We start from the raw sequence: 15,871 nt of genomic DNA on the forward strand, positions 1-15,871 counted from the left end.
CCCTATAGTTATTGCCCATGCTGGGCACACCAAAAAAGGAGGTTGTACACTTGGTACAACCTCCTTTGCTCATAGAACGTAAAACTAACGTACAACTATAACACCGTTCTATTTGCTACTTATCTTTCCGATAGTTCCAATACTACCATCAGCCAAATCCGTTATTTCTAAACCTTTTTTCACTGTAGCTGTAGGTAAATCTAACGTATAAACAAACGATTTAGATTCAGCCGTTACAGGGATGAAAATATCATTCCCTTCTACAAATGGTTCTCCCGCTGATGCAATATCTTGCACAGCTGGTAATCCTTTAATCCAAGTAAACTCTCCTGTTCTTGCATTAAACAATGCTAATTTATTTGCAGGAGCCATATTCCATGCTTCATTTGTATTTGCACGCATATCTAATACAAAATAATCATTATTCAAACTATACACGCGCAATACCTTATGTCCTCCTGAAAGCTCCTCTAAATTATAATAGTAATCTTTATCAAACGTTAAGGTATTCTTGTTTAACTTCAACACTGAAGATGGCTTTTGCGAAAATGTCTCTCCTGATCTATTGATCATTGCTGAAGGAGAGAAAGCGTAGATATCCCCTTGACTATCCTTTCCAATAGCATTTAATCGACCTGAACGACGACGACCAACAGCAAAACTCATTCTATCATCTTTCACTATTTTTTCTACAGACACCTGCTTAGTCGCCTCATCTAATTTAAAGACCACTAACCAAACTCTATTTCTAAAAGTAGATGTATTATCCTCATCTTTGTTTTGTACAATCTTAAAAGGCTCTACTGCCATGACAAAACGGTTATCTCCAATTGGCTCTAGTCCAGCGAAATTGGCGTATTCACCTTGTTCTACTATGTTTTCAACTGGTACTAAAGAAGTAAACTCAACAAACCCTTCATCTCCATTAACGAAGTTAAATGCCTGAGCACGCTTACCATCTTTAGTAGTCACACCTCCAGTAGTGGCAACCATATACTTCCCGAAATCTGCAATAAACTCTTCGCGATTTGGTAAATCTACTGTCAATTTTTCTTCCAATTCACCATTAGCATTTAAGAGCCAACTTTGCATACCTGATGGATCACCTTTTCTATATTCAAATACATATAGTCTGTTTAGTCCGAAGTTAAATACCTTCGTACCGATTGACTGTACTCCATTTCCTTTAGCTGACAATTTACCTTGCTTAAGATCTTGAGTTGTAAACAATAATTTAGTCTTCGATACAGAGGCACCAATCACATACTTCCATTCAGTATTTGGCTCTGTATCTGTATTAGTATCTGTATCATTATTAACTGTAGAGTCATCACTAGAACAACTCATTATACCAAAGCTTCCAAACAACATCGCAAATGCGAAAATAGACAATACTCTTTTTTTCATTTTAGTGTATTTATTTTGATTTATAATTGATTTAGTATGAATACCTTACCTTAAACATGAAGCTTCTACCAGGCTTTTGGAAACTATAATTATCATAAGCCAACTTATCAAACAAGTTGTTTGCTTCAACAGTAAGGTGAATTTTATTATTGAATAAGCTATAAGAAGCACTTAAATCGTGTATAGCTTGAGAAGGAATTATTTCAGGATGAGCACCAATACCTGCAAAATCATAGTAGTAACGATGTATATAACGCAAAGAATAAGATAAATTCAGGTTGTTATTCTCCTTTAAAACATCTTCAAATGTTACTCCTGCATCTACAGAGCCAAAGAAATAAGGTTCATTAGGTATTCTTTCATTATAATATGGGTTTTCAACCCCATAACTACCTATTGTATACTTTTGTTTACTCCTTATGTTTTGAGTTGTAAGGCTTCCTCCCAAATGAATAAAGTTGTCATAAATATAGCGTCCCTCAAAATTAAACCCAACACTTTCTACCCCTCCAATATTAACACTATTGGCGCGAGAGCCTGATCCATATGGATTACTCCGAATATAATCTCGAGTATCACGATAGACAAAACCCGCATCTGCATAAACAGCATGAACTTTACTAATCACACTTGAAAAACTTAAATTAAGATTTGCATTTTTTCCCTGTTCAGGTTTCAAGTTTGTATTTCCCCAGACTAGATCTCCATCACCAAAAAGCTCTGTATCCGTTGGTAAACGGTAGGTATTTTCGTAAGAAGCTTTAAGTTGAAATCCCCTCCATAAATAAGTAGCTGCTAATCCATACCCCATCTTATTACTTGTGGTACTTTCATTCCTATAGGTGTGTTTAATACTATAGCGCTTACCAAATACCGAAACGTTGAAGTTATCTCGTATAGCATATCGGTAAGAAATCCCCGTAATATTCTTAATACTCTCACGCTTTAATTCTGCATTTTTATCTGCTTGTGTCTCTTTTACAGCTAAAGGATCTTCAGTCCTTCTATTAAAATACTGAACCGCATTACTAAAACTAACAGCGTGCTGATCATTAATTTTATAATTAACTCCCATACTAACAGAAGCATTGTTATCAAAATACTTTGTCAATGATGGCCCACCTCCTGACTCTCCTTTTGTAGGAATAGGCTTGCGTTGACCGTCCCAACTATATTTATAAGCTGCCGTATCAATATTTTGATTATATCCACCGTTATAGCTAGCATTTAATGAAAGATCTAGTCCCTCTAGCAAAAGGTTTTTCTTACTATACTCTAAAGTAGGCATTATCGTAACTGAGCGACGTTTCTTCTGACCAAAGACTTTTTTCATAATGGTACCAGTCTGCACTCCACGCTTGCCTTCTCCATAGGTAAAACCTACTAAAAGTCTATCTGCATAAGCCTTATTAACAACTCCAACTTTGGTAACCACAGTTGCCGTCTGAAAGCGATCATTAAAACGCCTATTCCAAGTTTTCTGTTTTGCATACGCATTGTTTTCAAGGTTTAAAACAGGCACTAATACTTTGTAATTATTGTCAGAATAGTTTTGAAAAGCATTTACTTGAAACGTCAATCCATTATCAAAGACTTTGTTTACATTCAAATGACTTTTGTATGTATTAAATGAACCTGTTGCAAAAGAAGCATCTACACGTGTTCGCGTTGACTTGTTAGTCACAATATTTATGACTCCACCTAATGCATCAGAACCAAACTCAATGGGAACAACTCCTTTATAGACCTCAATACGATCAATCAGTGTAATAGGTAGATTATTTATATTAAATTCACTTCCAAATCCTTCCATTGGAACTCCATCTAAAAAAAAACGAACGTGCTTTCCACTAAAACCATTCATCGAAAAACTATATGAAGCCCCTTCTCCTCCATCTCTTCTAACCTTGACTCCTGATACGCGATCGAGTGCTCCTGCAACATCTAAAGAAGTATTGTGTAATGGTTTGGCATCTACAGCAACCACATTATATGCTGTCTCTCTAACCTTTTCGATTGGTTTTTTAACCTGTAAAACTAAATCATCTAAATAAGAAGTACTTGCCTCTAGTACAATGTCTTGCTTAACCGATTGCCCTGTATCTACATCGATTGTTATGGATTTTGTATAATAACTAATATGTTGAACAACTAAAGTGTAAGTACCTGGCTTTCTCAATTTCATCTTATAATGTCCATTTGCACTTGTCAGACTATTGTACTTTTGACTTCCACTTAGACTAACTGTTGCGTAATCTATTCGATTACCATTAGTATCTTTAACTATACCACTAATCACAATTGGTTCACTCTGCGCAATCATCTCAGGCATGTTAATAAAGAAAAGTAAAAAGAATAGTAGTAGTAATTTTCTCATATATCTAGGAATAATTAATTAGAATGCAATTTATTATTTAGAACTGTTTAAAATTGCAAGGCAAATATATATAATCTATATTTATTCTAAATAACTCTTTAGACTAATTTTAAATAACTAATTAGAATGACAGAAATAGACATAAAAAAAACGCACATTATAGTGCGTTTAGTAATTAAAGAAACAAAGTATTTATTCTCATTATGTAATATTATTTTTTTAAACAAAAAAAGAGAGAATTAAAATTAATTCTCTCTTCTTTTACTTAAGCGCTCATTTTTAAGTGATATTCCTTTATTTCGACTATTATTTTTCTCTCGATCGAAGTTCTTTTTCTCTCTTGGACGACGATTATTCTCCTTATCATCGATAGCCGAACGTTGTTTACGTAGGCTTTGCTGACTAATCTCTTGCTTATCAAGACTAGCTTCCTGTGTCTTACTTGAAGGCTCAATCAAACGGTTAAGCTCTTTCATTTCTTCTTTAGTAATCTCGCGATACTGACCAACAGGAACATCTAAAGCTATATTAATAATTCGGATACGCTTAAGAGCTACAACATCGTAATTGAAATACTCACACATGCGACGAATCTGACGGTTAAGCCCTTGAGTCAAGAATATTCTAAATACATACTTACTCACTACCTCAACTCGACAAGTCTTTGTCATCGTATCCAAAATTGGTACTCCAGCCCCCATACGTTGAATAAAACGATCTGTAATAGGTTTATTAACTGTAACTAAGTATTCTTTTTCATGATTATTTTTCTGACGAAGTATTTTATTAACGATATCGCCATCATTAGTCATTATTATAAGTCCTTCACTATCTTTATCCAATCGTCCTACAGGAAAAATACGCTTGTGGTAATTGATATAATCAACGATATTGCCTCTTACTTTTTGGTTAGTTGTACATTCTATACCAATAGGCTTATTAAAAGCTAAATAAATAGGCTTTTCATTTGTATTTTGAATAAGACGACCATTCACGCGTATCTCATCACTCTCTGACACCTTTAATCCCATTTCTGGAACTTCACCATTAACAGTAATTCTTCCTTCCTCAATCAATCGATCCGCTTCACGTCTCGAGCAATAACCAACTTCAGATAAGTATTTATTTAACCTAATTTTGTCAACACTTTCCATACATTTATATCTGTTTAATTATATCGTAAAAAATATTATTATTTAATAAACTCCTTTATATACTCATAGACCTCATCTGATTGTAATGAATGTCCTAATTGATCCGTAAAAATGACCTTATTGTTCATCTCAATCACTTTCTTGTGAAATGCGCGACACTCTGATACAAGTACGGCACAATCACTCTGATCGTGAATAACAATCAATGGTATAGTTACTCCGTTCAAAAAACATACACTACTATAATTTGCTAAAGGCATAGTCAACAACCCTTGTGCATAATCAAGTATTCCATTAGTGATGGATTTATTATACCCCATCATCTTACTATACTTCAGTAAAATGTCTTGAAAACTATCTGGTCCTCCTAACAAAACTAAGCGTTGAATAAACGGATAGCTCTTGACACTCAGACAAGCTAATGAAGCAAAGGCACCTAACGAGTGTGCAATTACATAATCAGGACTAAACTTAGCTAACATCACGTCAATTAAATCTGAAAAGTCAGGAACCTTAAATCGTTTACCTTGACTCTTACCTAATCCAAATGCATCAAATGCAATAAAACGGTACTGATCGTAACTCAAATACTTGACGACTTCTTCCCATCTATTCGAATTGCTTTCCCAACCATGAATGAGCATAATCAAAGGCTTGTCTACATCATCTATATTCCATTGATAATACTGAACGCGTTGCCCTTTAACAAGCATACTACCTTTATCAGCTTTATCTAAAAATAGAGGAAACTCACCTTCAATCTTTCCCTTACGTGGTGTAGAGAATAAAGTAAAAGCAAGCTCAACACTTTTGGATAAGTTGAACCAAGATAAAACATTCAAACCACTACCAATAACTTTCTTCATAAGCCCTATAAAAAAAGCCTCTTAAAAAAGAGGCTTTTTTGTATTATATTTTTGCAATTATTGCATCTATCTTTTCTTTCTCCTCAGCTGCTAAAGCGCTATCAACTAAAATACGTCCACTGTGTTCATCAGTAATAATCTTCTTACGAGTAGCTATCTCTACTTGGGTCTGTGGTGGAATAGTAAAATACGATCCTGCAGAAGCACCACGCTCAATAGATACTACAGCTAATCCATTTTTTACTCCATTTCTAATACGAGTATAAGCTGTTAACAAACGATCCTCGATGTTTTGCATGAATTCTTCAGATTTCTCCAAAAGCAATTGCTCTTCACGCTCAGTCTCAGACATGATACTTTTTAACTCAGCTTCTTTATGTCCTAAGTGTTCTTTTCTAGAAGCCAACTTAGTCTCAGTATCACTGATATTGTTTTTCTTGCTCTCGATACTCGCTTTCATCTCTTTGATATGTTTTTCAGCAAGCTCGATTTCCAAGTTTTGGAATTCAATCTCTTTTTCTAATGAGTTAAACTCTCTGTTATTTTTAACTTGATTTTGTTGCTCAGTGTACTTAACAATTGCTTCTTTAAACTCATCAATAGCAATCTTCTTCTCTTTGATTCCAGTTTCAATACTGCTCAAATCAACATGTAACTTTTCTAAGCGCTTATTAAGTCCAGCTACCTCATCTTGTAAATCTTCTACTTCAAGAGGTAGTTCTCCTCTCATACTTCTAATTTCGTCAATTCTCGAGTCTATTAATTGCAAGTCATATAATGCTCTTAATTTCTCCTCAACTGTCAATTCTTTTTTGTTTGCCATCTTTATAAGTAGTTAACTGGATTCGTATTTACGTTCGATAAAATAACTGCAAAAGTAGTCATTTTTTTCTTAAGATACTCAACAATATAATTTTTAATATATCTTTCGCTTTCGAAATGTCCTATATCAGCCAAAATAAGCTGGCCTTCAGCCTGATAGTATTCATGATATTTCAAATCAGCTGTAATATAAGCATCAACTTTTTGAGCTAAAGCATTTTTTATAGCAAAAGCTCCCGATCCTCCAAGCACAGCTACACGCTTGATCGGCTTACCTAAAAAAGCACTATGTCTAATACCACCTGTTTTAGTCTTTTCTTTCACCATTTTTAAAAACGTCACTTCATCCATTGGTTGTTCTAATTCGCCTATCATACCCATACCCACATTCTGAAGCTTATTTTCTAACTTATAAATCTCATAAGCAACCTCTTCATATGGGTGAGATGCAAACAAACTATTTAATACACCTGAGCGCATGTGTCTTTCGTAAGTTACTTCGATTTTCACTTCTTCTACCTGTTGCTGGGTGCCTCGCTGACCTATCACTGGATTACTCTTTTCATTACCTCTAAAAGTTCCTGTACCCTGAGACATAAAACTACATGAATCATAATTTCCAATACCTCCAGCTCCAGCTGCAAACAAAGCTTGACGCACAGCATCTACTGATGCCAATGGCGCATAAGTAACAAGCTTTTCGATGTATTGCTCTTTCGGTATTAATATCTTTGTTTTAACCAATCCAAGTGTTTCACAAAATATTTTATTTACTCCTTCTTGATGATTATCTAACGCAGTATGTATAGCATAAATCGCAATATCATTTTTAATAGCCTTTACTACCGCACGCTCAACATAATTCTTCCCTGTAATCTTCTTCAATCCACTAAACAAAATCGGATGAAAACATATAACTACATTGCAGTTAGTATCAATTGCTTCATCAATAACTTGCTCCAAAGCATCATGACAAACCAACACTCCAGTAATTGCTGTATCGTAATTACCCACTAATAATCCTACATTATCAAAATCCTCTGCGTAAGCTAAAGGAGCTAATTGTTCTAAAACAGGTACTAATTCTCTAATTTTCATTTATTATCCAGTATATAAGCTAAAAGTAATATAATTTAACAAAGATAAAAAATCATGCAGGAGTATCAATAAAATACAGAATACAAAAGATATCCATCTTCCTACCATTACAGCACTACAAAAATCACATATTTATACAAAAATCACAAAATCAATCAATCGATTAAAAAACACACTAAACTTATCTGTATTTCATTATCTCAATTCGCCTAATTGATTTGTCTTTTATAGCATTCAAAATTACAGTTAAACGAAATCGTCCCCTCTTGTTGTAATTAAAAAAGCAATTCGGTATAAATAATACCCGTACCTCCTATACTCACACTTTATTGACCTATAAGTGCAGTATACGTGCACTTTCCTTGCCAACGATGTGCTTCTAGGCTAGTATACTACACGTATACTGCAGTTATAGTACAAGCTTGGCAACAAATACCTCCTTATTTTATCTTCATTATTCAAAAAAAAGTTAGAGTAGCAACTTGATTAATTAACTTATTTTTAAAAACAAGCACTGCCTTAGTCCCCATTTCCATCCAGGTAGATTTATCATAATCATTAAACATCAAAAAAGAAACCCGCAAACAAATTTCAAAAGATACTATGATAGTAAAAAGTAAACATACGTTTACCTCATAGGACTACTTGGGTAGATAAGCATAAATTACTACATTCGTATCATGCAAACACTACGTAAACTTTTGTTTCCTTTTACTATTCTATACACGTTCATCACGAGTATTAGAAATGGATTATACTTCATAGGTATCTTAAAGCGTACCTCATTTACCACTCCTACAATTGTAGTAGGAAACCTTAGTGTAGGAGGAACTGGCAAAACACCCATGGTAGAGTACCTAATACGCCTACTAAAGGACCAGTACACCCTAACAACACTAAGCAGAGGATACAAGAGAAAAAGCAAAGGCTTTATCCTCGCTAATGCACAAAGCAATATGGAAGATCTTGGCGATGAACCTTATCAATATCACTATAAATTTGACAATATTGGGGTTGCCGTTGATAGTAATCGCGTCAATGGTATTCACACAATCTTATCAGAAAAAAAGGAAACGGAAGTAGTCTTACTTGACGATGCATTTCAACATCTTGCAGTAAAAGCAGGTTTTTATATTCTACTAACTACTTACGATGAACCATATTATAAGGACTTCGTTTTACCTACTGGCAATTTACGTGAATCTAGAAGTGGCGCCAAACGAGCTAATATAATCATCATAACCAAATGTCCTAAGAGCTTAACCAAAGAAAATCAACAAGATATTAGAGAAAAATTAAATCTTAAAACGGGACAATTGTCTTTTTTTACGTATATTGAATTTAGTAAACTTGTATATTCAAAATGCGATGAAATACAAGTTGATTTACTAAATCATGAAGAGTACATTTTGGTAGCTGGAATAGCTAAACCACAGAGCTTCTTTGATCATCTTAATGGTCATTTAACCCGATGTTTAACATTCCCTGATCACCATAATTTCACAACTTCTGATATTGAGAACATCTTGACATTAGCGGAAAAAAAGAAAATTATAACCACAGAAAAGGATTATGTCCGACTAAAAGATTTAATCCCTTCTGATAAATTGTATTATTTACCAATTCAAACAAGTTTCATTAATGACAATGAATTGTTTGACAAAACTATTTTAAACTATGTGGGAACAAGTACAAGAGACAGTTAAGTATCTAAGTGAAAGAACAAACTTCAAACCTGAAATAGGTATCGTATTAGGATCAGGACTAGGAAACCTAACAGCAGACATTAGTATCGAGCATGAAATTCCTTATGCTGAAATTCCTAACTTCCCTATCTCTACAGTAAAAGGACACAAAGGAGCTTTAATCTTTGGAACCCTTGGAGGAAAAAAAATAGTAGCAATGCAAGGACGTTTTCACTACTATGAAGGGTATGAAATGGCAAAAACAGTATTCCCTATCAGAGTGATGAAATACATGGGAGTAGAAACATTAGTTGTATCTAACGCATCAGGAGGTGTTAACCCAACATTTAAAGTTGGAGATATAATGATCATCACTGATCACATCAACGCATTCCCTGATCATCCATTACGCGGTCACAACGATGAGCGTTTTGGACCACGATTTGTAAACATGAATGATGCTTATACAGGAACATTGGTAAAAAAAGCACTTGAAATAGCAAAAGCTAAAAACTATGACATCAAGCAAGGAGTGTATTACGGACTACAAGGACCAACTTTTGAGACACTTGCTGAATATAAAATGGTAAAAATAGTTGGAGCAGACTGTGTTGGAATGTCAACAGTTCCAGAAGTAATCGTTGCTCGTCATATGGATATGAAAGTATTTGGTATTTCTGTTATTTCAGACATGGGCAATGAAGAGGGAATCTTAGAAGCTCACCACGAAGATGTATTAAAAGCTGTTCAAGCAGCCGAACCTATTGCACGTGGACTAATAAACGAGTTAATCAAAACGATATAACATCACGATCACATTATAAAGTAAAGGGAGCCTCTGTGTAACAAGAGACTCCCTTTATTGATTTTATCATTAGCGAATATATCCAATGCCCTACTAAGGCAATCTGCATTCACCATATTATTAGCATTAATACTAATCGATAATTTTCATCTTTTTCATAATGAATGTTGCATTTTTATTCTTACAAACACCATCTCTAATCTTATAATCAAAGAATAAGTCATCTTGTTTTATCTCAACCTCAAAACACTTATTAATCAATACTTCCGGATATTTTACTGCGGTTTCACACACCTCTAAATCATGTGTAGCAATAACACCGTAGGTCTGCTCGCGAATTAACTTTAAGATTACACCAATAGTACCACTTTGCTTATCATCGGAATTTGTACCTCTTAATATTTCATCTAATAAAACAAAACAAGGCTCTTCTTGGACTTTCTCGATAATCATCTTTAATCGCTTAACTTCTGCATAAAAATATGATTCACTGTCTTCTAAAGAATCTGTCAAACGCATAGATACAAATAAAGGCAAAGGAGCCACAATAGCATCTGTCGCACAAATAGGCGCCCCTGTACCCGCTAAAACTAAATTTACCCCTATTGTACGTAAGAATGTACTTTTACCCGACATATTTGACCCTGTTAAGATAACAAAGCGCTGCTGATCAAAAGCGATATCATTACAAACCCTATTCTTTTCGCTTAACAACGGATGTCCTAAATTTTTAAAAAACATTTCATTTGTTTCACCTATAGTAGGAAAGGTATAAGAGCGATTATTATAAGAGTAATTGGCTAAAGAATTTAAAGCCTCCATTTCACCAATAACTTCAATACTAAGCAGAACGAGATGAGCTTTCTGTTTTTTCCACTTTGCAAAACGTCTATATACATGTAAATGATATTGTCCTAAGCCATTAAAAAGAATTAAGACAAAAATATTAGCCATCGTTTCTAATTGCTCAAATAATTGAGATAAGACCTTTAAGTCTTTACTCGCTTGAAAAGAATCACCATTCAATTTAGCGATATAGCCTTTCATTTTATCCGTAGTAAAGTGCTCCTTCTCTATTTTTTTAACAATCGAACTATAACTCTCGATAGTTTCGTGAACCTTATCAGCTCCTCCTAATTCACTTTGGATATATTTAGCCACACTCAATCCACAGACTAAATTCAAAGTAAAAAGCAAAGAAACAGCATAACCAAAAAAATAACTATCTATAAAATAATAACCTAATATTGACAAGGCAAACAACCCAGGCAATACATAACTCAAGACATTAATTACTTTATTAATCTCCCGCACAGGAGATTTACTCCAAACGATTAAACGCTCGTATGCCTTTTGATCAAGATTAGATATTTTACTATAAGCATTGATTTCTTGTCTCCACTGAACCTTTTGAGAAAGTTCTTTGATCGCCTCTTGATTAAGTAATATATCCTCAGAACTTTTAGTACTTATTAGCATATCAGCTAACTTACGTTTGCCAATAAAAGAAGCTGTACGATTCAAATAACCAAAAAGGGATTTGTAACCAAATATATCTAGGTCAAAAGCATAAGGATGGTCAGTAGTTTTGAACTCTTCACCATTTTCAAATGGTCGCTCATCTTTATCAATAAAGTCAATCTCGTTTTTGTTAATTTCCAATAATGCTTGAATATAACGCATTCTCCAAGAATAATTCGCATGCAACTTGACAAGACCAAGGAACAAAACAATAATACCCCCAGTAAAGTACAAGTAAAGCGAATTAGCATTGGCTAACGCTAAATAAAAAGTATAAATGATAGCTAAAAATGCAAGTATTCTAACAAATCCTACAATTTTATATTTTTTTCGAATAGCATTATATTGTAATTGAAACAAGGCTAGTCGCTTACGATAAGTTTCCATTATTAAGTAGTTTAAACAAAGCTTTTAATAACGCTTTACAACAAATATACATCAATAAAAACTTAGGTTTGAATAAAAAAAACAGCAATTCACACAAACCTTTGCATCTACTATTGTCTAAAATCACTAAAACACTCCTTCAAAACCAACTCAAAAACTAACTATCAACAAGTTAATAGTTAGTAAAGAAAAAAAGCGTCGATTGGCTTTTGCCAATCGACGCTAAAGTATTTTATGATAACAATAAAATTATTTAATACTCTCTACTGTAGTTAATTCATTTGATTCAGCATTATAGTCAATTGCATCAAACTCGAAACCAAACAAATTAAAAAAGTCTTTTCTATATCCAACTAAATCAGAGATAGCTTCTATATTCTCTGTTGTTACAGCATCCCAAAGTTTTTGAACTTCTGATTGAACGTCTTCTCTCATCTCCCAATCGTCAACACGTATACGTCCTTCTGCATCTAAAACAACTTTATCCGCATATAATCGATCAGCAAATAAACGTTGCATCTGCTCAATACACCCTTCATGAATACCTTTTTCTTTCATTACTTTATACAACAAAGAAATATATAAAGGAACCACAGGGATAGCAGAACTAGATTGTGTAACTAAAGCTTTATTTACTGAAACATAAGAAACACCTTCTAGATCACTTAACAAGTTGTTTAAATAAGGAACAGTAGCTTCTAAATCATTCTTAGCCATACCTATAGTACCATTTCGGTAAATAGGATAAGTAAGCTCAGGCCCTATATAAGAGTAAGCCACGGTTTTACACCCTGTAGCAAGTACACCAGCAGCTTTAAGGTCTTCTATCCAAAATTTCCAATCTTCACCTCCCATAACCGCAATTGTATTATCAATATCGGCTTGTTCTTCTACTGGATTAATTGTAATATCAGATACAACACCTGTATGAAAATCAACAGTTTTATTCGAAAATGGCACTCCTATAGGCTTTAATACAGAAGCATAATTCACACCAGTTTTTGGATGTGTACGTCTTGGGGAAGCCAAACTATAAACTACTAAATCAATTTGACCTAAATCCTCTTTAATCAAATCTATTACTTGCTTTTTAATATCATCAGAGAATGCATCTCCATTAACACTCTTAGCATATAATCCAGCAGCATGCGCTTGTTTTTCAAAAGCAGCTGAGTTATACCACCCTGCTGTACCAGGACGACCTTCTGTTCCTGGTTTCTCAAAAAACACTCCAATTGTAGAAGCATTAGAACCAAAAGCGGCTGATATACGAGAAGCCAAACCAAATCCTGTTGACGCTCCTATTACTAAAACTTTCTTAGGTCCATTGCTTATAAGTCCTTTAGACTTAACATACTCTATTTGATTTTTTACATTTTGTGCACACCCCTCTGGATGAGATGTCAAACAAATAAATCCACGTGTTCTAGGTTGTATAATCATTATTATTTTTTTTTCTACGATCTGAATAATTCTAATGTGCAAATTACATAATTTCTATGAACAATGCACTAATTGAGTTTAAAATTTAAACATCAAAAAAGGAGTCACCTTAAATGATGACTCCTTTGATTTTTTTTATCTTTTACCAGTTAAAATCCTGTAACGATAAATTCACTTCTTCTATTTTTCTGATGTTCATGTTCTGAACAAGTAACATTATTCTTACAACGGTTGATGATTTGAGACTCACCCATTCCAATTCCTTTGATACGATTTCTGCTAATTCCTTGTTTCACTAACCAGTCCACTGTTGAAGCAGCTCTACGTTCAGACAACCTCATATTATAACCTGCAGGTCCAGTAGCATCTGTATGCGAACGAACTTATAATTGTAAGTTAGGATACATTAACATTAATGAGGCTACTTTAGACAGTTCGATTTGAGCATCAATACGAATATTAAACTTATCCAAATCAAAATAGATTGGTTGCAATTTTAACAATTCTGTCAAATCATCTCCTTCTCTTACAACAACTGAATCTCCTTCACCATAAACATTACCTTGACCATTATTCAATTGATATCCTGGTATTTGCAACTCTTTACTTCTTGACAAAGCAAAATCAACGACAACATCAACGTTCTTAGTTACATTCTCAATTGAAGTTTCTGCAGAGTTATATCCTGGTGATTTAGCAGCAACGTAATATCCTCTATTTACTTTAATATCACTGAATTTATACTCTCCTCGTTTGTCAACCTCCACTTGATCAATTAATCTATGTTTTTCATCATATAAGAACACATAAGCATCCCAAATTGCTTGATCATTTCTTTGATCTACAACTTTACCTCTAATCTCTTGTGTAACATTCAAGTCAGTACCTAACTTCATTCTTACAAAATACAAGTCATCTTTACCTTCTCCATTTGGTCTATTTGAAGTAATAAAACCAAAATTAGCTTCAGGTTCAAGATACATAGCAAAATCATCGAATGGACTATTTATTGAGTTTCCTAAATTAACAACTTCACCAAAACTTCCATCTTCATAAATCTGTACTCCATATAAATCTAATCCTCCTAAACCAGGGAGACCATCAGATGCAAAATACAATACATTATCAGAACTCACAAAAGGAAAACTCTCTCTACCTTCTGTGTTGATTTTATCTCCTAAATTTTCTGGTGTACCAAAAGTACCATCTCTATACAATTTTACTCGATATAAATCCGATTGTCCTAAACCTCCAGGACGATCTGAAGAGAAATACAAATAATCTTGATCTGGAATTAATGCTGGTTGCGATGAATTCGCGTGAGGTATATTGATTGATAATTTTTCAACATCACCCCATTTACCTTCACCAAAAGAGTAAGCTCTATACAAACTCACTAATAATGTACCATCTGAATATCTTGTATTTTTATCTCCTCTAGTACTACTTGAGAAATACATTGTACGCTGATCTGCACTAAATACAGCATTTGACTCATTATAATTCCCATCTAATTTCTTAGCAAATGGCTTAACTCCAACTATATACCCATCGATACGCACAGGCGCTGAGTATAATTTTGTATAAGGATCATTCGTCCATCCATGTATTTTTTCTTTTCTAAATTTGCTTTTTTGAGATGATGCATAAACAATTTATCCTTTATACAATGCTGATCCATACTCAGAAAACTCAGTATTTACACTATTTAACAAACGAATCTTATATCCTTCTCTATTACTATTTACTTCAGTAATGTAATTCGGATCGTATAAGTATTTCTTTACACGTCCATCTTCAGGGAACTTCTCAGCTAATAAATCCATTTTAGCATTAGCTGTAGTGTAGTCACCTAAAGTTTTAATTGTTTGAATATATTGATAGTAACTATTCAAGTCTTCAATCTCCTCTGACGAAACTACTTCACCGAAAGCTTTATCAAACCAATGGTTAGCTTCAATATATAAACCATTCTCGTAGTATGCATTAGCCAAACCTAAAACAACTTCATGAGACGTCTTGCCTTTCGAAACTAACTTTTCATATGACTTAATAGCCTTGGCAAAATCTAATCTCTCAATTTGTTTATTCACACGTGCGGGTTCTCTTTTTGACTGTCCAAATGACAATGTCATAGAAAGAAGAAGCACAGTAAATACTCCAATCTTAAAGATATTTTTTTTCATAACTTTTATTTCTTAGTACACGAAAAAAGTATTAATTAGTTGATTTTAAGAAAAATAAAGGGAAAGATTATTTGTGAAAAAGACTGATATTCAGTATATTAAAGGTTTACTTCTGGCATA

At 33.8% G+C, this 15,871-nt stretch carries 12 protein-coding genes and 1 pseudogene; 2 read left to right on the forward strand and 11 right to left on the reverse strand.

The features are described 5' to 3' along the window. Positions 1-108: 108 nt before the first annotated feature. The 6 genes from GJV77_RS13795 to GJV77_RS13820 all read right to left on the reverse strand — a co-directional run bounded on the left by GJV77_RS13795 (position 109) and on the right by GJV77_RS13820 (position 7,724). The gene (locus GJV77_RS13795) at positions 109-1,407 is read right to left on the reverse strand and encodes a DUF4374 domain-containing protein (protein WP_155036919.1); all 1,299 of its coding nucleotides are present in this window, start codon (positions 1,405-1,407) and stop codon (positions 109-111) included. 31 nt (positions 1,408-1,438) lie between these two features. Beyond that, on the reverse strand, positions 1,439-3,784 hold the full coding sequence (locus tag GJV77_RS13800; protein ID WP_155036920.1) for a TonB-dependent receptor: 2,346 nt from the start codon (positions 3,782-3,784) through the stop codon (positions 1,439-1,441). A gap of 245 nt (positions 3,785-4,029) precedes the next feature. Next, a complete protein-coding gene (rluF, locus tag GJV77_RS13805) occupies positions 4,030-4,938 on the reverse strand; it encodes a 23S rRNA pseudouridine(2604) synthase RluF (protein ID WP_155036921.1) in 909 nt (302 codons plus the stop codon). Positions 4,939-4,976: 38 nt separating this feature from the next. Next, entirely contained in the window at positions 4,977-5,804 is an 828-nt protein-coding gene (locus tag GJV77_RS13810; protein WP_155036922.1) for an alpha/beta hydrolase, read from the reverse strand. Between the two features lie 43 nt (positions 5,805-5,847). Beyond that, positions 5,848-6,627: a zinc ribbon domain-containing protein gene (locus GJV77_RS13815; RefSeq protein WP_155036923.1), complete on the reverse strand. Its 780-nt coding sequence runs from the start codon at positions 6,625-6,627 to the stop codon at positions 5,848-5,850. Positions 6,628-6,629: 2 nt separating this feature from the next. After that, positions 6,630-7,724 carry a Nif3-like dinuclear metal center hexameric protein gene (locus tag GJV77_RS13820; RefSeq protein ID WP_155036924.1) on the reverse strand — a complete coding sequence of 365 codons (1,095 nt, stop codon included), beginning with the start codon at positions 7,722-7,724 and terminating at the stop codon, positions 6,630-6,632. Positions 7,725-8,404: 680 nt separating this feature from the next. On the opposite strand from GJV77_RS13820, the gene lpxK reads away from it, so the two are divergent. Beyond that, on the forward strand, positions 8,405-9,430 hold the full coding sequence (gene lpxK, locus GJV77_RS13825; protein ID WP_155036925.1) for a tetraacyldisaccharide 4'-kinase: 1,026 nt from the start codon (positions 8,405-8,407) through the stop codon (positions 9,428-9,430). After that, entirely contained in the window at positions 9,402-10,214 is an 813-nt protein-coding gene (locus tag GJV77_RS13830) for a purine-nucleoside phosphorylase (protein WP_155036926.1), read from the forward strand. Before lpxK ends, GJV77_RS13830 begins: the two co-directional genes overlap by 29 nt. A 132-nt stretch (positions 10,215-10,346) precedes the next feature. Here the strand turns inward: GJV77_RS13830 and GJV77_RS13835 are convergent, their stop codons facing one another. The 5 genes and pseudogenes from GJV77_RS13835 to GJV77_RS14990 all read right to left on the reverse strand — a co-directional run bounded on the left by GJV77_RS13835 (position 10,347) and on the right by GJV77_RS14990 (position 15,751). Beyond that, a complete protein-coding gene (locus GJV77_RS13835) occupies positions 10,347-12,122 on the reverse strand; it encodes a MutS-related protein (protein ID WP_155036927.1) in 1,776 nt (591 codons plus the stop codon). 249 nt (positions 12,123-12,371) lie between these two features. Then, positions 12,372-13,565 carry an enoyl-ACP reductase FabV gene (gene fabV / locus GJV77_RS13840; protein WP_155036928.1) on the reverse strand — a complete coding sequence of 398 codons (1,194 nt, stop codon included), beginning with the start codon at positions 13,563-13,565 and terminating at the stop codon, positions 12,372-12,374. Between the two features lie 149 nt (positions 13,566-13,714). Then, positions 13,715-13,936: pseudogene (locus GJV77_RS14980) on the reverse strand (OmpA family protein); the annotation flags it as partial. A gap of 12 nt (positions 13,937-13,948) precedes the next feature. Continuing rightward, complete coding sequence (locus GJV77_RS15035; protein WP_317162558.1) at positions 13,949-15,127, reverse strand: carboxypeptidase-like regulatory domain-containing protein; 1,179 nt, start codon at positions 15,125-15,127, stop codon at positions 13,949-13,951. A 93-nt stretch (positions 15,128-15,220) separates the two neighbouring features. Then, positions 15,221-15,751, reverse strand: a complete 531-nt coding sequence (locus tag GJV77_RS14990; protein WP_240142887.1) for a tetratricopeptide repeat protein — start codon at positions 15,749-15,751, stop codon at positions 15,221-15,223. Between the last annotated feature and the right edge of the window lie 120 nt (positions 15,752-15,871).

The sequence above is a fragment of the Myroides pelagicus genome, assembly GCF_009711055.1.
In the GTDB taxonomy this organism is placed as follows: Bacteria; Bacteroidota; Bacteroidia; order Flavobacteriales; family Flavobacteriaceae; genus Flavobacterium; species Flavobacterium pelagicum.